The 20054-nt window shown below is 33.0% G+C and carries 22 protein-coding genes; 7 read left to right on the top strand and 15 right to left on the bottom strand.

Going from position 1 to position 20054, the window contains the following annotated elements:
- Positions 1-96: 96 nt before the first annotated feature.
- Positions 97-1053, bottom strand: coding sequence for a 2OG-Fe(II) oxygenase (locus AC2DZ0_RS00190; RefSeq protein WP_484642942.1), 957 nt, complete (start codon positions 1051-1053; stop codon positions 97-99).
- The gene (locus AC2DZ0_RS00185) at positions 1050-1847 is read right to left on the bottom strand and encodes an SDR family NAD(P)-dependent oxidoreductase (RefSeq protein WP_484642941.1); all 798 of its coding nucleotides are present in this window, start codon (positions 1845-1847) and stop codon (positions 1050-1052) included. Before AC2DZ0_RS00185 ends, AC2DZ0_RS00190 begins: the two co-directional genes overlap by 4 nt.
- A gap of 98 nt (positions 1848-1945) precedes the next feature.
- Here AC2DZ0_RS00185 and AC2DZ0_RS00180 point away from each other — a divergent pair, with 98 nt between their 5' ends.
- Positions 1946-2308, top strand: a complete 363-nt coding sequence (locus AC2DZ0_RS00180) for a winged helix-turn-helix transcriptional regulator (protein WP_484491015.1) — start codon at positions 1946-1948, stop codon at positions 2306-2308.
- 284 nt (positions 2309-2592) lie between these two features.
- On the opposite strand, the gene AC2DZ0_RS00175 is transcribed toward AC2DZ0_RS00180, so the two are convergent.
- The 3 genes from AC2DZ0_RS00175 to AC2DZ0_RS00165 all read right to left on the bottom strand — a co-directional run bounded on the left by AC2DZ0_RS00175 (position 2593) and on the right by AC2DZ0_RS00165 (position 5553).
- Positions 2593-3726, bottom strand: coding sequence for a DUF4268 domain-containing protein (locus AC2DZ0_RS00175; RefSeq protein WP_484642940.1), 1134 nt, complete (start codon positions 3724-3726; stop codon positions 2593-2595).
- Positions 3727-3887: 161 nt separating this feature from the next.
- Positions 3888-4577 (bottom strand): hypothetical protein, encoded by a 690-nt coding sequence (locus AC2DZ0_RS00170; protein ID WP_484642938.1) that lies wholly within the window; start codon positions 4575-4577, stop codon positions 3888-3890.
- A gap of 187 nt (positions 4578-4764) precedes the next feature.
- The gene (locus AC2DZ0_RS00165) at positions 4765-5553 is read right to left on the bottom strand and encodes an MOSC domain-containing protein (RefSeq protein ID WP_484642937.1); all 789 of its coding nucleotides are present in this window, start codon (positions 5551-5553) and stop codon (positions 4765-4767) included.
- 369 nt (positions 5554-5922) lie between these two features.
- Here AC2DZ0_RS00165 and AC2DZ0_RS00160 point away from each other — a divergent pair, with 369 nt between their 5' ends.
- Positions 5923-6210: a hypothetical protein gene (locus AC2DZ0_RS00160; protein WP_484642935.1), complete on the top strand. Its 288-nt coding sequence runs from the start codon at positions 5923-5925 to the stop codon at positions 6208-6210.
- Positions 6211-6594: 384 nt separating this feature from the next.
- On the opposite strand, the gene AC2DZ0_RS00155 is transcribed toward AC2DZ0_RS00160, so the two are convergent.
- The 9 genes from AC2DZ0_RS00155 to AC2DZ0_RS00115 form a co-directional block, all read right to left on the bottom strand.
- On the bottom strand, positions 6595-7875 hold the full coding sequence (locus AC2DZ0_RS00155; protein ID WP_484642933.1) for a hypothetical protein: 1281 nt from the start codon (positions 7873-7875) through the stop codon (positions 6595-6597).
- 5 nt (positions 7876-7880) lie between these two features.
- Positions 7881-8516 carry a hypothetical protein gene (locus AC2DZ0_RS00150; RefSeq protein ID WP_484642931.1) on the bottom strand — a complete coding sequence of 212 codons (636 nt, stop codon included), beginning with the start codon at positions 8514-8516 and terminating at the stop codon, positions 7881-7883.
- A 131-nt stretch (positions 8517-8647) separates the two neighbouring features.
- Positions 8648-9496 carry a helix-turn-helix domain-containing protein gene (locus AC2DZ0_RS00145; RefSeq protein ID WP_484642929.1) on the bottom strand — a complete coding sequence of 283 codons (849 nt, stop codon included), beginning with the start codon at positions 9494-9496 and terminating at the stop codon, positions 8648-8650.
- Between the two features lie 270 nt (positions 9497-9766).
- On the bottom strand, positions 9767-10594 hold the full coding sequence (locus tag AC2DZ0_RS00140) for a putative zinc-binding metallopeptidase (RefSeq protein WP_484642927.1): 828 nt from the start codon (positions 10592-10594) through the stop codon (positions 9767-9769).
- 215 nt (positions 10595-10809) lie between these two features.
- On the bottom strand, positions 10810-11220 hold the full coding sequence (locus tag AC2DZ0_RS00135) for a hypothetical protein (protein WP_484642925.1): 411 nt from the start codon (positions 11218-11220) through the stop codon (positions 10810-10812).
- Between the two features lie 114 nt (positions 11221-11334).
- Complete coding sequence (locus AC2DZ0_RS00130; RefSeq protein ID WP_484642924.1) at positions 11335-11757, bottom strand: DUF1330 domain-containing protein; 423 nt, start codon at positions 11755-11757, stop codon at positions 11335-11337.
- A 179-nt stretch (positions 11758-11936) separates the two neighbouring features.
- On the bottom strand, positions 11937-12338 hold the full coding sequence (locus tag AC2DZ0_RS00125) for an ACT domain-containing protein (RefSeq protein ID WP_484642923.1): 402 nt from the start codon (positions 12336-12338) through the stop codon (positions 11937-11939).
- Between the two features lie 104 nt (positions 12339-12442).
- Entirely contained in the window at positions 12443-13987 is a 1545-nt protein-coding gene (locus AC2DZ0_RS00120) for a DUF1254 domain-containing protein (RefSeq protein ID WP_484642922.1), read from the bottom strand.
- Between the two features lie 89 nt (positions 13988-14076).
- Positions 14077-15153 (bottom strand): nuclease-related domain-containing protein, encoded by a 1077-nt coding sequence (locus tag AC2DZ0_RS00115; protein WP_484642921.1) that lies wholly within the window; start codon positions 15151-15153, stop codon positions 14077-14079.
- 298 nt (positions 15154-15451) lie between these two features.
- On the opposite strand from AC2DZ0_RS00115, the gene AC2DZ0_RS00110 reads away from it, so the two are divergent.
- Both AC2DZ0_RS00110 and rlmF read left to right on the top strand, forming a co-directional pair.
- Positions 15452-16423 carry a tRNA dihydrouridine synthase gene (locus AC2DZ0_RS00110; protein WP_484642919.1) on the top strand — a complete coding sequence of 324 codons (972 nt, stop codon included), beginning with the start codon at positions 15452-15454 and terminating at the stop codon, positions 16421-16423.
- Between the two features lie 44 nt (positions 16424-16467).
- Positions 16468-17370, top strand: coding sequence for a 23S rRNA (adenine(1618)-N(6))-methyltransferase RlmF (gene rlmF / locus AC2DZ0_RS00105; RefSeq protein WP_484642918.1), 903 nt, complete (start codon positions 16468-16470; stop codon positions 17368-17370).
- Positions 17371-17614: 244 nt separating this feature from the next.
- Here the strand turns inward: rlmF and AC2DZ0_RS00100 are convergent, their stop codons facing one another.
- Positions 17615-17773, bottom strand: coding sequence for a C1orf53 family protein (locus tag AC2DZ0_RS00100; RefSeq protein WP_484491003.1), 159 nt, complete (start codon positions 17771-17773; stop codon positions 17615-17617).
- A 295-nt stretch (positions 17774-18068) separates the two neighbouring features.
- Here AC2DZ0_RS00100 and sigZ point away from each other — a divergent pair, with 295 nt between their 5' ends.
- The 3 genes from sigZ (at position 18069) to AC2DZ0_RS00085 (ending at position 19988) form a co-directional block, all read left to right on the top strand.
- Positions 18069-18611, top strand: coding sequence for an RNA polymerase sigma factor SigZ (gene sigZ, locus AC2DZ0_RS00095; RefSeq protein WP_484642916.1), 543 nt, complete (start codon positions 18069-18071; stop codon positions 18609-18611).
- Between the two features lie 61 nt (positions 18612-18672).
- Positions 18673-19380, top strand: coding sequence for a class I SAM-dependent methyltransferase (locus AC2DZ0_RS00090; RefSeq protein ID WP_484642915.1), 708 nt, complete (start codon positions 18673-18675; stop codon positions 19378-19380).
- Positions 19381-19382: 2 nt separating this feature from the next.
- Entirely contained in the window at positions 19383-19988 is a 606-nt protein-coding gene (locus tag AC2DZ0_RS00085) for a DUF1684 domain-containing protein (protein ID WP_484642914.1), read from the top strand.
- The last annotated feature ends 66 nt before the right edge of the window (positions 19989-20054 follow it).

Genomic DNA, 20054 nt, shown 5'->3' with positions numbered 1-20054 from the left:
TCAAAAAAAATAGCAGCGCCACCACCCACAAAAAGTTAGATGTTGCGCTGCTATTTGAAAATTGTATTTAACTAGTAGCTGTGTCCGTATCACTATTTAAAACGGTGCGATGCTATCCTTAGGTTCCGTTGGAATTTGCCAACGTTCCTTTGCAGAAACATTCTGTCGTACCTCTGGACTGGTACTAGCGGTAGGCGCGGCACCATAGCTACTTGCATTTCCTCTTGGAATTTGCATGCGATCTCCATAAAGCCAAACCACTAAATTACTACGCTGGCCGCTGGTAATGGGATGTGTTGCATGTGGCACTGCCCCACTGTGAATGATGGCTTTACCGGGTTCAAACACTGCCTGTACCACTTTGCCTGTGGCTCTGTCATGAAAATCTACTTCAGAACCGGTAAACCCTTCGTCTGGTAAATTTATATTGATATTTAAGGTGGCAGCAGAAGCATCTGTATGCGCATGTAAATCTTTATCCTTATCAGGGTTGTACTGAATAGAAAAACCAAACGTTTGGGTATCATAGCCATAAGTACCTATTAGCAAACGAGCAATGGGTCTCATAAAACGATCCATGATATCGTTATAAAAAGCCTGAAAATTAGGAGCTGCAAGATGTCCTTCTGACCGAGGATCTAGCATGATTCCATAACGGTTTAGCTGGATTCCGTAAGGAGCACGTTTTGGAATTTGTGCATTTGCCACCGCCTCTAAATACCCACGAAATTCTGCCAAGCGCTCTACATCAAAAAACTGAGCGGTATAAACCCCTGGAATAATCTCTTCCCATAAATCTGCCACGGCATTTTCTTTCTCTGGATGTTCCCAGGCTTCTTTTACAGCTTTTCTCAAACGAGGATCTAATAGGCTTTCGTCTGGAATTAATAAATTGTCTTTGTTTTCGATTTCCCATTCTGCCCATGCATTTTCAAGCAGTTCTCTATTGCTGTTCCAAAAAGCAGCCACAGAAGGTTCACGTTTTAAAGAGGCTTCGCGAGAAGGTAAACTTAACTCACGTGCCTGTACGAGTGCATTATTATTATGTTTCATCTTTTTAAAATTTTGTTTGTTTCTAAAATCAATTGCGAAATTTTATTTTCGTCGTAGGCATCTCTATGCGCATTGGCAAAAGTACCTTTGTCATTGTCAAAATATTTTCCTGTTGCGGTTTGATACTTTTCTGATATGGCAAGTTCATATAAAATATCCGCTCCTTTGGTGGCAGAAGACCAGTATTGCCCATAAGCCTCTTTTGCCATGTTTGTATTTAATAAAGACCCTGGATTTACAGCAATGCTTGTGAGCTCTGGATGTTTGTTTGCAAAATCAAAACTCCACATGGTTAATGCCAACTTACTTTGTGCATAAGCCTCGTTGCTAGAAATTTGTGTATTTCCTTTTAATGCCTCTATCGCTACGGTGGCTTGCGCGGCAGAACTTAGATTGATAATTCTTGGCGCACTGCTCTTTTTAAGCAATGGCAATAATCCATTACTGAGCACATAGGGAGCTATAAAATTTACCGCAAATCTCATGTCAATATTCATTTTGTTTTTTGGGTTTGGACTTATAAAAACACCTGCATTGTTTATCAATACATCAATACAAGTTACTGTTTTGTTAAGCTCTGCAATCATGTTATCAATGCTTTTTGTATCTGATAATTCTGCTACAACACTATAGATGTTTTTATTATTTGTTTCTGCTTTGATTGCTGCCAGGGTCTTTTTTAATTTCTCTGGGTTTCTACCATGTAGAATGAGTTGATACCCGCTGCTTGCAAGTTTTAAAGCGATTAACTTACCTACTCCATCTGTGCTACCTGTAATTAATATGGTTTTCATTTTACTCAATTTTCTATTAACTATAAAAATTATAGTAACAAAATTAAGTATAGTATTGTATATTTGCAATAACGGTCAAAAAGGATAGTAGCAATTTTATGAAAACAGTAACAGAAAATAAGTATAGCTTTAGAGGAAACACCTACCCTTGTTGTGCAAGTTTAACTATGGGCATTATTGGTGGAAAATGGAAAACAGTTATTTTGTACCATTTGTTAGCGGATACCTTACGATATAACGAACTGAGAAAACGCATGCCTACAGTTACCGAACGGACTTTGAGTTTGCAGCTGAAAGCTTTGGAAGAAGACGGTTTGATTCTAAGAAAGGTGTATACCTCTAAACCGCCTTTGAAAGTAGAATACTCTTTAACAGATTTTGGAAAAACTTTAATTCCGCTGATACAATCTATTGCCAAATGGGGTGCTACTGTAGCGGAAAAAACGCAACCCTTATTATAGGGTTATTTCTATCAGGTTTTCAAGAAAAAGATTTAGACATCTGCACATCTAAGTATTGATAGCATTTTGTGCTATGCTTATTTTTCGGGGAATTTGGAAGTGAACGGTTGGTATAAGAAACGTAGGGCAATAAATAAGCAATACATTTCAGTTTATAACTTAGCTATATATAAATATTTTGCTGTTATCTTTTTTCTCCTAAACGCCAAATTTTATATTTAGCGGACTTTGAAAACAAACACAAACCTTTCAAGTTGGCACTTACTAACTCATAATACAATTTATTAGCTCACTTTATTACTTTTTAACTGACTATTTATTTTTTTCAAAGGTTCTTTAAGTACTTTCTCAAATCTAATCATTCCATCAGTCAAAAATTCGATCATTTCATCCCAGTTTTCCTTTTCAAAAACATTGACATTTGGATTTTCATACTTGATTCGACAGGCTCTTTTATCTTCTAATTTTTCCCAAATTAGTTTTTGTCCAAAAGTTTGCTCTATATATTCTTTTTGTGTTTCGAGTTTTTCAAAAATCAGATTATTTTCTTGAAGCTCTCCTCTGTCTATATATAATTCAACTCTTACATACTTTTTGGAAATAGCAAAATTATACCCAACCCCTCTAACTCCTGAACCCGCACCAATCCAATTATAAATAGATGGACTAATATTTTGAAACAGATTTGACCTAGTGTTAAGTTCACTTATTAACCTAGTCCAGAATCCTTTTCTAATTAAATGTCTAGTCTTTAGTTCTTCCTGAGAATTAGAATCTTCTTGAGCTTTTTCAGCCATTTTTATGGTATAGTCCTCAGCCTCTTTCACAGGAATTATTTGTTCTATGTTCAATAAAAATTTTTCTCCAAAAACATATGGGGTAGCCTTAAAACATTGGATTTTCAATTTATACTTTGAAAGAAGCCACATAACAGTTGATGTCACTTCTTTTCTGTAATTGGCGGCAACAAATATTATTCGTTGATTTTGATTAAGCTGTACATCTTCATTATCAAAAAACTCTAAAATTTTTTCTTCACTATTCTCATTAAAACCATGCTTGTTTAGATAATCTTGATATATGTCGAAAATTTGTTGCTTTTTTAAGCTAGAACAGTACGAAGCGTACTTTAAGGCTTGCCAAGTTACATCACGTCCCGTGTCATCTAGCTTATTTTCAATTACTACAAGATTTCCTTGTTTGTCAATCGCTAATAAATCTAATCTCTCTCTAGTGTCATCAAACCCATCAAATTCCTTTTGAATTATCAGTAGTTTTTGTTCTTCTTTATCTCCAAGCGATGATGGATTGTTAGCAATCCATTCCTGTAAATGCTCACGCTCTTTAAACCCTAACTCTGAAAAAGTCTTTTCAGTTATTTTTTCAATTCTATTAGTGGTTTTGTCTATTGTAAACATATCTATTATCGGTGATTTGGGATGGTGTATTGTATATGAAAAGTAGCAGGATAAAAATCATATTACTTTTAGCATAAAAACAAAGATAACAGAAAAGAACTAAACATCCAGCTTAGTTCTTAACCGCTATTTTTTATATACGTTATTCTAGCACGTATTTTTTAGTTAAATAAATTTCCCATTAACTGTTCAACCATTTTATACTCCTCTAACAATGGTTTTCTATGTGTAAATCTTTCAATATCTTCTTTACTCGTTTCAAATTCTTTCGTTTCTAAAAGCATTTTATCAATTTGGTTTTTCCATTCTTCATAAGCATTCGGCTTTGGGTCAATGAAAACCTCATAAGTGAATCCGTCTACCATTTCTTGAGTCATTTTCTTAGCATCGTTTTCTACTGTTTTGAACCATATTGATAATGTACCATAGGCATTCATTGTCTCCGTCATTTTCTTTAATTCCCTTCTCATCCATCTAGTGGAAAGTTCAAAAATATTAAATACCACTTGTTGTTTTTCTACTCCCAAACTGTCGTTTTTAACCCTATAGGATTTTGCTAATTCAAATGCTGGAACTATATAAACTTTTTCTCTCAATTTTCCACGTTTTCTTTTTTTCTTAGGAATATCAAGTACAGCAAACATTCCGAAAGCACCTACCGTACAAAGTCCTATTGTGTCGCAATACTTTACTGCATTAAGAATATCTTTTCCTTCATTTTGAAAATCAGACGATTTGAGTTTAATATTTTCTTGCCAAAAAATATGTTCGTTATTTTTCAAGTGTTCATTATCCTGTCCAAAAACAAGAGTTGAAATTAGTAAAAATATTATTTGAATCGTTTTTTTCATATGTGTTACAACGGTTTTGGCTTAAAGGTTAGTGTGGGGTAAGAAAATCATTGATTTTCGAACACGCACTAAGCTGAAGCCTTTTTGTTTAGTTTTTATTTTGTTGTCAAAAGCTAAATCGAAAAGGATTTAGCGACTTAGTAAATATACATAAAACATCGAATTAAGACTCAAGCCCACATTAACTTTAGCCGTTGTTGCCTGCAGTTTTTATTTCAATTTTGTCAGATTTTCGAATTAGTCCTGTTTTAGTTGGAACCAAATAAATCCCAAAATTTACTTTCCCTTTAGATTTAAACTCTCTAGCTAAAGTTCTTAATGGTTCCTGTTTTTTATGTTTTTCACCGCTTTGAGGGTCAATAGTAATCAAAGAACATCTTTCGGTTATAGAAACAACTTTAAATTCACATTCACCTATTTTTACTTCTTTCCATTTTTCTTCTTCGAAAGCTTTTATACCAGAAATAACTATATTTGCTCTGTATCTAGTGAAATCAATATTCGAATCCATTTTCATATTTAAAGCATTAACAGAGCTTTTAGATATTAAATGGATAGGGTAAAGGTCAGTAAAAGTAATTTTATTCGTGTTAGTTTCTCTTAAATATTCATTATCAATTTTGACTAATTTACTTTCCTGTTGTAATACTTTAGTTAACCATTGATTGATTTTTGTTTCAAACAAGTAGGCTTTAGTTTTTTGTTTAAAAAGTGATATTTCAATTTGATTTAAACTATGATTTAAGTCTATTGTTTTAGAATCTGCTCCGTAGATAATTTGGAGTTTCTCAATGTCAATTTTAGTTTTAAGTTTTAGTAAAATTGAATTTTCACGAGCTGTAATAATTTCATTTTTTGAATTTATTATTCCAAAGTACCGATCAAATTTAAAACCGGTTTCATCTAGAACTATTTCATTATTAGATATGCCTTTTGTTGATTTTATAGGATATGTAAATAGTTCTTCTACTTTCAATTTTTTCGTTTTTTTTTATTGCAGGCAACTCCCGAATCACAATACCTTTTCGTTAAAAAAGCTCGCTTCAAACCAGTAAGTTGTTGTTTTTCAATTTTTCTTTAAAAGTAGCTTATAGCTATTTAATAAAAGACAAAAGCATCATTAGTTTTAGAAAAGTTACTAACAATTGAGGATATGCTTTTTTTGGGAGTTTTTGTTTGATTTCTAATTTCGTTTATAATGACAGGGTTTTATTCATTTTGTCTTGACACAAAACGAATCAAAAAGTCAAGACTTCAGCTATTTTCTTAAAATTCTTAATCCTCGAATCATGACCAACTGAACTCGTCCTGCGTCCTCAAACAGCAGTTGCTCAAAAAATGATTCTTGCGGTTGCAATTTCTACAGAAAATCTCTGGAGGTCAGTTAGGAAAGTTTGTTGCTAGAACTTTATTACTTTCAACTATTGGAAGTATTTATGAAGCTATGTTAGTTCTAGTCATTCATTTTTCTTGGATGGTATCGAGAACGATTGTAAAGCTACTTCTCGATACTAATTTTTTCATTCCATTCACAAATTCACTCGAAGTGACAGGGTTTTATTCATTTTGTCTTGACACAAAACGAATCAAAAAGTCAAGACTTCAGTTAGGAAAGATTGTTGCTAGAACTTAATTACTTTCAATTATTGGAAGTATTTATGAAGCTATATTAGTTCCGTTCATTCATTTTTAATGGATGGAATCGAGAACGATTGTCGTGCTGCTTCTCGATACTATTTTTTTCATTCCATTCACAAATTCACTCGAAGTGACAGGGTTTATATTCATTTTGTCTTGACACAAAACCAATCAAAAAGTCTAGACTTCAGTTATTTTCTTAAAATTTCCAATCCTCGAATCAAGACCCACTGAACTCGTCCTTCGTCCTCAAACAGCAGTTGCTCAAAAAATGATTCTTGCGGTGGAAATTTCTACAGAAAATCTCTGGAGGTCAGTTAGGAAAGATTGTTGCTAGAAAACTATGCTTCCATAATGGAACTTTTTTTTAACCCAACAGCTACTGACTTGATTTCCTGTTTCTAAGTCTTGTAGGATAAAACACCACTTGAATTAAATTATATTCCAGTTGACTAAAATTAAAATTTTCTCCCTCTATTTTAAATTCAGAAAACGGATACCACCTCAAATTGGTTCTCAGAATTAGAGCTTCATTCGTTTTTCCGGGTACGATATCCCAACCAAAAGTTAACCCTGGTTCAAAGAATTGAAAATTCAAGTTACGTGTAGCTCCACTCACGTCTTCAGTGTATTGTATATGATCGTAAGCTATATTGAGCCCTATATAGGGTGCAAAGCCAGAGTAATCGGTCAGAAATTTATTTACTTCCAATGCCAAAGAAGTTTTATGAATGGTCTGCTTCGCTCCAAACCCTTCTGTTTTATAGGTAGGGTTTCGAAAAGACAAGGCGGTAAAGAAATTTGCTTTATTAAAATGATATCCCAGTGAAAGATCAAAATAAGCTGAAGAACTCAATCTTGGTTGTAAATAAGGAAGTTCTATGGAGTTGTAATCAGAGTTTGAAAGCGAAAAGGACTGAGAAGGCCCCGCTCCTATAAAAAAATCTCCAAATGATTTAGCATCATAAGAGAGTTTTGAGACTTTTGGATAGTTATTCCAAGTATCAATATTTTCTTGAGTATTATTTTTTGTAACATCAAAGGCATACAAAACTCCAATTTGAAAAGAGAATTTTGGAGTAAGTATTTCCTCCGTTTCTGTTTTACTAAGAGGGTATTGCCATTCATTATTTGGGAAATAATTTAATCCTAGCCTAAAGGCCGTTTTTTTATAGCTATACAATAGTCCTATATCATAATTCAGCATGAAATCTTTATAGAGCATGGGATGATTTTGGTGAGGTTCCTGAATCTGTTGAAACGCTACCCCTCCCCAATTGAAACCAATATAAGGTCGTAATTTTCCTTTTTCCATAGTCCAAGGATAAATCCTAGCACCTGTTGCTACGGAATGTAAAAGCTTATGTTGTACTTCATGCTCCTCTAGGTTTATTTGATTTAGAGGGAAGGTCACATAAAATTCTGCATGTCCCCAAAAATGAAATCCTCCCCAAGTAATATAAGGGTTCAAGGTAGCAGAAAATTCTATTGGCACTACTTCCCCATGTACCAATTGTTTTCCATCAAAGGAGGGGAAAAAGTTTCCTCCAGCCTCTAGATACATGCTGGCAAAATCTAATCGTTGTTTTGCATTGCTCCCTTCCTGAGCTTGAACGTTTAACACAAAGGCAAACACTGTTATTAAAATTATTTGTTTCATCATTGCTAAAATTGATAACCTATAAAAAGCCAAATATTGTTTTCAAACTGGTTGCTTTTGATGGTGGCATCTCCCAATTTTGTTTCCTCAATGGGATCAAAATTCACTCTAAATGGAACGGAAACTCTGTAATACAAGCCTTTTAACCTAAACACATCCGTTTCAGTAAAACTAATAGCAGCTCCCATGGTAAATGAAGACTTTTCTAGGGTTTCATTAAGAATGGTATGTGTGTATTCATTGTTATAATATCCTATTGAAGGAGCCACATAAAGACCTTTCACAATCACAGGAAAGTCGTAAAAAACTTCAAAACCAACTTGTTTCCCTTTTACATTTTCTCCCTCAACAGCTTTTGCAAAATCAGAGGACAAATGTTTTTCTGACAAATAGAGGTGGGTATAAGCAAGTCTGAATAAGTGATTGTTTTTAAATCGTAAGCCCACTTCTCCGCCCAAAGATTGGAATTGGTTAAATATTGCTTCTCCAAAATCATAGGCTATAAAAAATCTTGGCCTTTTACTTTGGTTAGTTTCTTTTTCGGCATTGATCCCTGTTGAAGGTGGCACTTCTGAATTTTGAGAATTCGAAGGAACGACATACATTGCAAAACATACGATGAGAAATAATTTGTACTTCATGTAATTTTTTGAAGCAAAAATATTGACTAAAAACCTAGATCACAATCGGACAAGAGTAGGAATTACCACTAAGCTATCAATATCATACAAAAGTATGAGTGCTAACAATCAAACAGTTACACTTTTAAGTATTACCTAAGTAAGCTGGCTAATTCACTTCGGGTTTTTACCCCTATTTTTTTGTAAATGTTACTGGTATGGGTTTTTACGGTTGGTAAAGAAATAAATAGCTGATCAGCAATTTTCTGATAGGTCAGTCCTTCAAAAAGAAGTCTGGCAATTTCTTGTTCTCTCTCTGTAAGCGCATAATTTTTAAATTGCTGCTCGTTGGGTGTCATCACATTTTTAATAAGAGAGAGCCTTTGCAAATCATCATAAATTTTTCGTACCGCCAAGGCCGTAAAAGCGAAATACAGTAAAAATCCCATTTGAAATTGTTGATACTGCTTTTCAAAAGCATAATGAAAAATCAGATAGATCGGTGTTAGGATTAAAAATGTAACAGCGAAAATCTTATTTGATTTTTCTAAGTGCTGAAATTGTTGAATAGGCTTTGTTTGCCTTGTGATCAGCATTGACATAACCACAGAAACTATTAAAAAACCAACTACAGCCCATTGTGCAAAAACCATGTTCCACATGATTTTCGAGAAAATCAGAAAAACGCCTAAAACAACTGACAGTCCGATGTGAATTTTCTTAATTACAACAGGGATGGAATGTTTTTGTTGCCCTAATGTATCTAAAAAAGTAGTTACCGATACCAAAACCATACAGAGCAACGTAGACAAAGTGGTGGTTTTTTCTTCTGGAAACAACGGTGATATACCAAATGAAATCAATAACATTAATAATGAAACTGTTAACCAAATGGTTTCCCTTTTCTCTAAATTTCTTTTGTAACAAAGTAGCTGCAGAAACAAAGAAATAGTGAAACTGGTATAGGTTAAAATAAGTATGATATATTCAAATAGAAGCATTTTTTTTATGTTTACGATCAATGCGTATAGCGGTCATATTTACAGTTGCTATGTTTTTGGTTGTCTTGTATACAACGTTTTGTTCAAGATTAGTTTGAGTTTTACAATTCGTGAATTGCTAACTCCAACACAAGCATATACCTATTTAGTGTTTTTATTTTGTCGACCTAAAAATAGATAAATAAGTTGAAGCAGACTTTACTAATAAATCAAAAAATTAGAGAGAAACACAAAACTGTACCTTGAAAGTATAATGGTTTTGGCACCGACTTAAAAAACCTGCTTATAATTTTCAATATAATTAGCAGGAATTGCCTCTATCTTTTCTCTTATACTTTTCCGATATGCGATTAGCTCAGGAAATTCGTAAAAGAACAGTACTTTATGATGCTTAATTTCATTTGCACTTGGTTTATCACTCAAAATAAAAAAAGTCCAAGATTCTGCAATATCCTCCTCCGGACTTTCCGCTGCATAGTCTGTTAAAAAGGAATTTTCATATTCTAAATAAAAGTCAAATATCAAATTTAGTTTTCTGTTTTCGTTTTTTACTCTTTCTATTTTATCCCACTTTTTCAACAACTTATCATTCCAAAAACGATTTACAAATTTCCCGAGATAACTATTCTGATTCGCATAACCTTCTAACGTGAGGTACCCTTTTTCGTCATTCTGAAATTCATCATCGGTAACTTCAACCTGTTCAGGATTAAGAGTTAATAAATGACCAAACTCATGAATTATTGTATGTGTATAATCTCTAATATGCAATTCGCTTTTATTGTTAAAATTAAAATCAAGAGTATCAATATCAATTTCCCATTTTGAATTACTATCATTTAAAGGCGACATACCTCCTAATTCTTCTTGCATACCATCAGTGAATAAACGCAAACTCGAAACATATTTATTTAATAAGTCAGAGGGTAATTTTTCATTTAAATAATTCCAATATTTGAAAGCACTAGAATCCTTTAGTCCTCCATTTGGTTGAATGATTCCATTTATAATATTCCAACGCTCACCACCAATAGCATCATTCTCTTGACAATTTACCTTTAAACTTATTAAGAGTAATATGATTAGTGTATTTCTCATTATTTTGTTTTAATATTTTACCAGTTTTATAAGAGTCGTTGTTTATTTCAAAATCAAAATCTTTCAACCCATCACGAACCTTTGTTCAAAGATACTCGCTTTGATTTTTTTTGTAAAAATTATGCTCCAATGATATTTACACCATGAAGAAAATGAATAAATAAAAAATTTAGATTGAGGCACAAATCTCCCCTTTGATTCCATCATGGTGTTCACTAATGATCTAGATTTTGCAAAATATTATTTGAGCCTTTTCCTCGTATAATTTGAGGTTTTCTTTCCTCCTTCTCAAGTTCAATATTAAGAATTTTTATTTTTCTCAATTTTTTCGATACATACTCCACATCAGTAAAAGTTTCTAAATTAAAATAAAAAAAGTAGGAATCATCAATTTTCAAATCAGATGGATTAATTATTTTCTTTCCGTTTATTTTAATAATTGTTGTTTTATTAAGACCAGGAATTAAAGTCTGTTTTTTTAATACCTCAGAAATTGAATTTAGCACAAGTGATTTTTTTGCAGAAAAATGTACTTCCCCATTTTCGCTTTTACGACCAATATCTATCGATTCTATACTATTCGGGTTGATATAAGTATAGTCCATATCCACTTCTAAGGAATCCATGTAAAAAGTTGGAATACTATTTTTTTGACAGTACGATTTAAGACAGAAGACTAGTAAAATTAATAGGGACAGTTTTTTCATAGTAGTTGGTAGATGATTGCAGAACACCTTGGTTTAGTTTCCAATTTCAGAAGATGGTAACAAACGAGAATCTATAAGTGCCGCCGCTCTATGTCCTGCATTTTTCAAGTACTCCTCATTTTTAGCAAACTCCATAAATTTTAAAACAGAAGTATGCTCTACAACTAATATGGCATCCCATTGTTCCGACTCTGGTCCAATTAAAAAAGAATTGCTTTTTCCATAATAAATGATTTTGCTTCCTGCTTTTTTTAATTCAGGTAGAGTGCTTTTCATATAAAGTTGGTAAGCTTCTTCTCCACTGATAATTTTATTAGGTTTTATTTCTTCTAAATTATCATAGTTTGCTTGCTCTCTAAACTTCAATAAATTTAGCATTACTATTTTTCCTTTGTTATGGAAATCTTGATAGAATTTCTTTCCAGCTTCAGCACTTGCCTCTACATATCCTTTCATATTATTTTTTTAAAAATTACAAACAGGTTTTATTTCCCCATGTTCAAAAAACACAAATATTAAAAATACTTGTCTTACATTTTTTCGCTGTTGCCTGCAATTTAAAAAAATAAATTTTGCAGTCTGTTTAGTATTTTCCCTTTTAATTCAATCGCTTTATAGGATTGAAGCAATACACATTATTGGGAATCTTCTGCTAATTTTTGCAAAACTCTCATCGCTTTGTCCGCATGATTTTTAGCCACAAAAATATGATCGTGGTAATATCCTGCCATCACATTACAACTGATATTATTTTTTGCCAATTCTGTTGCGAATATTGCTGTCAACCCAACAGCATCCAGAGATGAATGAATTGTAAGTGTAATCCAACAAGCAATATATTCATAGCTTACCTTCAATTGATCTGCTTTCATTTTATCTAAAACAATCGTTGTTCCTTCCTTTTCTTTGAACTCAGCAATAGTATCTTTTCGGTCAATACTATTGAGATCAGTTACGGTCGAAAACACATACTCTCCCTCATTCAATTTGGGCGTCATTCCTTTGATCAATTCTGATAATTTTGTTTCTCCTGGCATTTGCTTATTTTGATTTAGATTCTATCCATTCCCTAGCTGTTTGCGATCAATAAAACTAGGTATTAGCAAAAAAAAAGGATTCCAAAGAATCCTTTTTTACTAGTTTATAAATTTATTTCTTCCGCATCAGAAGGATACCATTCTCCCTCAAACCAAGGTTCTAAAGGAGCATACAATCTAAAAATAGTATTCCATCCTTTTCCTGGCACGGTTTGAATCCAATTGTTCTCCAAACCTTTTGGTGCTTTTGGTCCAATATATATATCCCAACTTCCATCTGCGTTTTGCAACAATCCTTTTTTATTATTATCAATTCCAGGAAATTGCTGATCTGTTTGTAACATAGATCGAGTTTGATTGTCGTAAATCGTAAACGACCAAAATTCTTTCATTGGTGGGTTGGGTGGTATATGAAATTTATACGTTTTGCCTCCATCAAAAGTATTTCCATCTTTATCAGAATAAGCAATAGCGTACTGAGACCCTTTCCCAATAATTTTCATTGACATTGCGGGCGTAATCCCTGTTGCATAAAAATGAAAAGCGCTTCGGGCGTCTAACAACCTTGACCCTTCATGCTCAAATAAATAACTTTTATACGCCAATGGATTCAACCATTTTGTCCCAGGAAATTTATACAAATAATCTGCACGTGGTTTTGCCATTTGTGTTCTTACAATCGCTGCTCCTATTTTTGCAGCTTCTTCTAAAATGGCTTGCATTCTAGCATCTGGTTTAAACTCTTGGCCCTTTTTAATTCCAATTGCAGCCAACGAACCTAAAATTTCCGGGTTTTCACCAATCAATGGTTCGTGTTGAATAACCGCATTAATCTCATTATAAATCTCAGCATCCATTCTATGAATGGTATTGTGAGCATCTCCAGAGACATTCACAAAAGTCATTGCTGGTGGATTGTCTTTTTGGGATAATGGATACATTTTAAAAGTTGCTTTTGTTGCATCTACCGCAGGTTTTGGACTTCCATTTTTTTGAAAACCTCTCCAAATCACCCAATGACCATAAGTATTCGTATGGTATACATGATATCCTTTACTGGGCACCTTTCCTTTATATCCAGGAGGAACAATTAAAAACTTACCTCCTTTTGCTTTGTCTGGCCCCAATCGACCAAAGTCTGCAACATATTTAAAATAATGATCGTCAATAATCCCTAAAACATCAGGTGGTGTTTCAATAACCATAGGCTCTTCTCCTAGCTCTAACCAAGAGGCCATATAAACAGAAGTGGTATTTGGAGTTAGCCATAAAGACTTCGAATCCATTAAATCTTCAAATAAAAAAGCGGTTGTATTTGCAGGTCCCAATGAAAGTAATCCTTGCTTCATGGCTTCCATAGAGGCAATTTGAATTCCCTTTACATAGGCATCAACTGCATTGTGTAGATCTATATAATTATAAACCTCATCCTCTGTTTTTGGAGTTGGCACCCCATCAAAAAACTCCAAAGTTCCTAAGGTTTCTGTTTTAAGGGCATTGGGTGTTGCAATTCCTTCTGGAATGGCCGTACTCATTTTCATGGTCGGCGCGGGTACTTTTTCCTTTTCCTCAGATTTGCTTTCGTTACAGGAGGTTAATGTTAAACTTCCTGCTAAAAACATGGTCATATAATAATTGTAATATTTCATATAGCTGTTTTATATTTTGCTCTAAAGTAGCCATTTTTTATTATTTGATAAAACTCATGTTTGCAAATTCTGAAAGGTGTTGAATCTCTTTAATCTTTGATAGATTCTAAATAATCACTCAATCTTTGAACTTCTAAATCAGTTAAAACTGGTTGAAATCTTTTGAGGTACTCCAATAATTCATGTATCATTTTTATCGTAACAAACTGAAATTCTCCAAACGGTTTTGCGTTAAGCATAACAATTACATTCCGAATTGGTATTTCTCTTTTACCCCAATGATTTGTTTCTTTAAAAATGTTTTTTTGATTTTCTCTATTGGAAACATAAAATTCCAAAGCACCCCTAGCCCTTATTATTTGTTGGATTGGAGAACGCATATTTATATTTTGAATAGACCTTTTGCTCCAATTTTTGGTTTCTAATATAAATATACCTGCATTAGAAATCAGAAGATGGTCTATTTGAACACAAAATATTTTCTTAGCAACATCCCTTCGAACTAACATTTTGTTATAACTAAAAGAGAAATCATTAAACACAATATGGGCATCTGACAACTTCCTTAGTTCTTTGACGACTTTATTTTCGCCAACAGCACCGGCAATTACCGACTTTAATCCATCTACCACCTCTTTAATTCTATCTTGTTCTTTCAATTTATGAGAGCTTCTTTCTGCTATCAAAAAACTCTTCTTTTGTAATAAGTTCTCAAAAGCTTCATTTTTATTTTTCCATCTATTTTTAGACTTTGAAACCACCCAAGCCGGATAAAACTGTCCCACACTTAAAAAAAATATTTCACTCAACTTATAACCAATCATATACAACATTCTATCAGACTGATCGATAAAGTCTTTTGGTTGACTTTCTTTATGAATTTGATATCGTTTTTTACATTTTTCTGTTTTAGCTAAAAAATATCCCTGTACTTTATCTAGTTTCTTTTTGTAAATTTCTTCTAACTGCAGTGCTTCAAAACGCTTTAATTCAAACTCCTCTTCAAAAATATTTTTTTCATTTAATAAAATAGCCTTTTTGTCCTTTTCGTGGTTTCGCAAAAATGTATGAATTTCGGCTACAGAAGCAAACTTATGAATACCATGAGATTCTAATACCTCTCTAATTCTTTTTAATGTTTCAATTTTTCCTTTAACAATTGCCATTATTTATCCATTTATCATATGAGCGAAGAAAAGTTATAAAATCCTCAAAAGCGAACACAAAAAACATTCTTAAAGCAACCAAAAAATGAGGTGATAACACAAAATTGAGTACTCAAAATAAATTCAAAATTATTTACTCGTTACTAATTCTACTTTCTTCTCACTCTGTTTTATGGATAGCTAATTCTGAAAGGTGTTGAATTCAAATTTTCCTTTCTAATTGTTGTACAATAAATTCAAGTAACTATAAGATGAGATACTAAAGAACTAATGTATCTTTGCATCGAATATTTGATTTATGAGTCTTACTTTACTTTCTTCTCCTTTACAAGGATTTACGGATTTCCGTTTTAGAAATGCTTTTCACAAATTTTTTGGTGGTATTGATACTTTTTATGCTCCTTACATTCGTATGAATGGTAAATTAGTAATCAAATCATCTTATAAAAGAGACCTAGACCTAGAACATAATGACACCTTGGAGGTTATTCCACAAATTATGACCAACTCTGATGAAGAGTTTTTATATGTGGTGAAATACATTCAAGAATTGGGCTATAAAGAATTGAATTGGAATTTAGGTTGTCCCTATCCGATGGTAACTAAAAAAGGAATGGGGTCTGGTTTGATTTGTCAACCAGAAAAAATAGACCATATTTTAAAACGTGTACACAACGAAACGGATATTACTGTTTCTATGAAAATGCGTATGGGCTATGAAACTCCTGAAGAAATACAAGACGTATTTCCAATTCTAGACAATTATCCATTGAAAAATATTGCCATTCATGCTAGGATTGGAAAACAGTTGTACAAAGGTGGCGTTGATTGGGATTCGTTCCAAAATTGTATTGACAACACCCAACACAAATTATATTATAATGGAGATATTACTAGTGTAGCCTCCTTTAAAACAGTGCAAGAACGTTTTCCTGCAATAGACCACTGGATGATAGGCCGAGGTTTGATAGCAGATCCTTTTTTGCCCAAAATGATCAAAGAGAATACCACAGAATATCCTGAAAATAGTATGGAGATTTTTAGAGCTTTTCATGATACTATTTTTGAACAATATGATGCCTTTTTGCAAGGTCCGACTCCTATTAGAATGAAAATGTTAGGCTTTTGGGAGTATTTTGCACAATCTTTTGACAATCCACAAAAGGTGTATAAAAAAATCAAAAAAGCTAAAAATATCAAAAGTTACCAAACCGCAGTTTCAGAAATCTTAGCGAACAAAGAATTTAAAGGTTTTTCTAATTCAATTTAATTTACACTCAACTAGTTTTTCTAGCTTGAAAAAAAACACTTCCAATGGCAAAACCAACTGCTCCCATAATGCATCCTAGAAATAAACATCAAGGTCAATACAATTTCAAAGTGCTCATTGAAACATTACCTGCATTAAAACCTTTTGTTTCTAAAAATGAATATGGCACTTATTCAATAGATTTTTTTAATCCTAATGCGGTAAAAGCATTAAACAAAGCCCTATTGCTCCATTATTACCAGCTTAAAGATTGGAGAATCCCTAAAGGTTTTTTGTGTGCTCCTGTACCTGGACGTGTGGATTACATCCATTACATTGCTGATTTATTAGCTGAAAATTCTACAGGAAAGATTCCCACAGGTCCACAAATAAAATGTTTAGATATAGGTGTTGGGGCCAATTGTATTTATCCTATTCTAGGACATCAAGAATACGGATGGTCTTTTGTAGGGGTGGATATTGAAGAAAAATCCCTTACTTCAGCATCTCAAATTTTGAAATCAAACCCTGAAATACAAAAAGCAGTCACATTGCGTTTACAGAAAAATAAGAAAGATATTTTTAGAGGCGCAATTAACGAAGGAGAAAAATTTGATATCAGTATCTGCAACCCTCCTTTCCATGAATCTGAGGCAGCAGCAACGGCAGCTACCAAAAGAAAATTAAAAAATCTAAAATCTAAAGGGGCAGAAACTTTAAATTTTGGTGGACAGCATAATGAACTTTGGTGTGATGGAGGAGAAATTATGTTCTTAAAAAACATGATCCGTCAGAGTAAACATCATGCAGAAAATGTGACTTGGTTTACTACTCTTGTTTCTAAAAAAGAAAATATTCGTCCGCTAAAAGTATTGCTAAAAAAACTAGGTGCTACAACATTTAAAACAATCCCAATGGGACAAGGTGCTAAAGTAAGTAGAATTTTGGTTTGGTCTTTTGTGCAGTAGACATCAATTCTAGTAAACACGCTGATTCCAAACTCATTAAACTACTTTTTTAAAATTCTAGAATCAGTTAGAATTATTTCTCGTGCGTCCTTGTTTTATTGTCACTTCGAGTGAATTTAGGAATGAAATGAAGAAATTAGTATCGAGAAGTAAGACGCCAATTGTTCTCCATACAATCCATGAACTGACATCACAAGCTAGCTAAATACGATCTCGGAAGCCAAGCTTTTGATGTGTTCTGTTATCACTTAAAAGAATCTGTTTTTTTATCGTAATTATACGGACAATGTTTGCATCCACTTTTACAGCAATACCCTCTTTTTAGATGATATTGTTCTGTAAAAACACGATAACCATCTTCATTCCAATAAAAATCTCCTTCTACTAATTTTGGTAAATCCATTTTCCTCTTTTATAGTCGAGCAAAAATAGGGCTTATCATTGGTTGGAAAAAAAATATTCTATTTTTTCAGTATTTTTTGCATCTTTTTTGACATTCCTGCGTCTTATAAGTAACTTTAACTATTAAATGATAACATTATGAAAAATACAAACTGTACTTGCAATTGTGAATCTTGCAAAAATGGACAATGTGCCACTTGTACTTGCGAATCTTGTACTTGCGCTAATTGTAATTGTTAACTAATCTTCCTTCTCTTTAAAATTGATTTTTAAAGAGAAGGAAATATCATGGAACTATGGATACAGAAAAAATTTGGTCTGAATTCGCAACTGGCTTGAAAAAATTTATTTTTAGCAAGGTCAAAAATGAATCTATTGCTGAAGATATCTTGCAAGAAGTATTTATAAAAATTCATCTGCACAAACACGAATTAAAAGAAAAGAAACAATTAAAATCTTGGCTTTTTACCATCGCTAACAATGCTACCATAGATTATTTTAGAAAAAAAGACATTGTGCTTCCTTCAGAGATCAATGATACTACTGAAGAAAGTTCAAAAGATGACCATCATGCCAAAGATTGTGTGCTACCGTTGATCCTTAACTTACCTAAAAAATATAAAGACATTCTTGTTTTAACAGATATCAAAGGGTACAAACAACAAAAAGCGGCAGATACCTTATCGATAGGATTGCCTGCTGCAAAATCAAGAATTCAACGAGGGAGAGAATTACTAAAAAAAGGTTTTATGGATTGCTGTGACTATAAACTTGATGCAAATGGTCATCTTATAGGGGAACACAAAAACATAGAAGACTGTAAAGTGTGTAATTCTTAAAAGCATCGTTTTTAAAATTATTTTTTGCTCTGCTATTTTACTAAATTTGCAAAAAAACTACATGTCCAAAGACATCTACGGAACTGCATTATTAGATTACCAAAACGGAGATTATACCGAGGATCTGGTTACCAATTCTTCAATTGCAGAGGAAGACACTATGCCTTTACCTTATTTATTTCGTTCGTTTGATGAAATGCCTACTTTAGAACAAATAGCTCTTAAAAATTGTAAAGGAACTATTTTAGATCTTGGCGCTGGTGCAGGAAGTCATTCGCTTTATCTTCAAGAGAAAAACAAAAAAACAACTGCTTTAGACATTTCTAAAGGAGCGATAGAAGTTTGTAAAAAAAGAGGTATTAAGGATAGCATTGTTCAAGATATTTGGACTTTAGAAAACAGATCTTTTGATACAATTTTAGCCTTAATGAACGGCACTGGAATATGTGGAACACTAGATAATTTGGCCCCTTTTTTACTCAAATTAAAATCTTTATTAACACCAAAAGGTCAAATATTAATTGATTCATCAGATATCATTTATATGTATGAAGATGAAGAAGGTGAACATTGGATTCCGAGCGATATAACCTACTATGGTGAAGTTACTTTTGACATGTCGTACAAAAACGAAAAAGCTACTTCTTTTCCTTGGTTGTATGTAGATTACAATACTTTGCAACGCTGCGCTAACTATAACGGAATGCATTGCGAACTTTTACAAGAAGGCGAACATTTTGATTACCTTGCAAAAATTACAATCCTATAAAAATGAAATATCTTACTACTTTTATTTTCTGTCTAACATTATTCGCAACTCAAGCTCAAACGGAATCTGCTCAGAAATCTTTTCAGGCAGAATTGAACTTGCAATATGGTAACAAAGACAACTCTCCATTAAGTAAAAAAGATATAAAAGCATTCAAAGGCTTACCTTTTTATAATTGGGATAAAAATTATGTGGTAGTAGCCTCTGTAAAACGAACACCTGATGCTCCGTTATTTAAAATGGAAACCACCAGTAACAGAACTCCATTATACCAGCAATATGCAATTGCTACCTTTATCTTGAACGGACAAAAACAGGTTTTGAAAATATACCAAAGTCAAGATTCTAAATTTAGTTTTGACTATAAAGATTATTTATTCTTGCCTTTTAAAGATACTACCAACGGAACAGAAACTTATGAAGGTGGTCGTTATGTAGATGTTTTTATCAGTAATATCATTAATAATACTATCGTTATTGATTTTAACAAAGCGTACAACCCGTATTGCGCCTACAACCACAATTATTCTTGTCCAATTCCCCCTTCTGAAAACCATCTAAACATTGCCATCGAAGCAGGGGTAAAAAAAGGATTACTTACTGAATAGCCCCCTATATCCCCATTAAACTTAGCAGAAACAACCTTATTATTCAGGCATTGAGACAATAGAAAA

Source organism: Flavicella sp. IMCC45668 (assembly GCF_057219105.1).
This window is presented reverse-complemented; position numbering and strand designations above follow the sequence as displayed.

What these genes read in the sequence shown, in the direction of transcription:
- AC2DZ0_RS00190 (WP_484642942.1), bottom strand. Translation starts at nt 1,053, where the DNA reads ATGAAACATAATAATAATGCACTCGTACAGGCACGTGAGTTAAGTTTA.
- AC2DZ0_RS00185 (WP_484642941.1), bottom strand. Translation starts at nt 1,847, where the DNA reads ATGAAAACCATATTAATTACAGGTAGCACAGATGGAGTAGGTAAGTTA.
- AC2DZ0_RS00180 (WP_484491015.1), top strand. Translation starts at nt 1,946, where the DNA reads ATGAAAACAGTAACAGAAAATAAGTATAGCTTTAGAGGAAACACCTAC.
- AC2DZ0_RS00175 (WP_484642940.1), bottom strand. Translation starts at nt 3,726, where the DNA reads ATGTTTACAATAGACAAAACCACTAATAGAATTGAAAAAATAACTGAA.
- AC2DZ0_RS00170 (WP_484642938.1), bottom strand. Translation starts at nt 4,577, where the DNA reads ATGAAAAAAACGATTCAAATAATATTTTTACTAATTTCAACTCTTGTT.
- AC2DZ0_RS00155 (WP_484642933.1), bottom strand. Translation starts at nt 7,875, where the DNA reads ATGAAACAAATAATTTTAATAACAGTGTTTGCCTTTGTGTTAAACGTT.
- AC2DZ0_RS00150 (WP_484642931.1), bottom strand. Translation starts at nt 8,516, where the DNA reads ATGAAGTACAAATTATTTCTCATCGTATGTTTTGCAATGTATGTCGTT.
- AC2DZ0_RS00145 (WP_484642929.1), bottom strand. Translation starts at nt 9,496, where the DNA reads ATGCTTCTATTTGAATATATCATACTTATTTTAACCTATACCAGTTTC.
- AC2DZ0_RS00140 (WP_484642927.1), bottom strand. Translation starts at nt 10,594, where the DNA reads ATGAGAAATACACTAATCATATTACTCTTAATAAGTTTAAAGGTAAAT.
- AC2DZ0_RS00135 (WP_484642925.1), bottom strand. Translation starts at nt 11,220, where the DNA reads ATGGATTCCTTAGAAGTGGATATGGACTATACTTATATCAACCCGAAT.
- AC2DZ0_RS00130 (WP_484642924.1), bottom strand. Translation starts at nt 11,757, where the DNA reads ATGAAAGGATATGTAGAGGCAAGTGCTGAAGCTGGAAAGAAATTCTAT.
- AC2DZ0_RS00125 (WP_484642923.1), bottom strand. Translation starts at nt 12,338, where the DNA reads ATGCCAGGAGAAACAAAATTATCAGAATTGATCAAAGGAATGACGCCC.
- AC2DZ0_RS00120 (WP_484642922.1), bottom strand. Translation starts at nt 13,987, where the DNA reads ATGAAATATTACAATTATTATATGACCATGTTTTTAGCAGGAAGTTTA.
- AC2DZ0_RS00115 (WP_484642921.1), bottom strand. Translation starts at nt 15,153, where the DNA reads ATGGCAATTGTTAAAGGAAAAATTGAAACATTAAAAAGAATTAGAGAG.
- AC2DZ0_RS00110 (WP_484642919.1), top strand. Translation starts at nt 15,452, where the DNA reads ATGAGTCTTACTTTACTTTCTTCTCCTTTACAAGGATTTACGGATTTC.
- rlmF (WP_484642918.1), top strand. Translation starts at nt 16,468, where the DNA reads ATGGCAAAACCAACTGCTCCCATAATGCATCCTAGAAATAAACATCAA.
- AC2DZ0_RS00100 (WP_484491003.1), bottom strand. Translation starts at nt 17,773, where the DNA reads ATGGATTTACCAAAATTAGTAGAAGGAGATTTTTATTGGAATGAAGAT.
- sigZ (WP_484642916.1), top strand. Translation starts at nt 18,069, where the DNA reads ATGGATACAGAAAAAATTTGGTCTGAATTCGCAACTGGCTTGAAAAAA.
- AC2DZ0_RS00090 (WP_484642915.1), top strand. Translation starts at nt 18,673, where the DNA reads ATGTCCAAAGACATCTACGGAACTGCATTATTAGATTACCAAAACGGA.
- AC2DZ0_RS00085 (WP_484642914.1), top strand. Translation starts at nt 19,383, where the DNA reads ATGAAATATCTTACTACTTTTATTTTCTGTCTAACATTATTCGCAACT.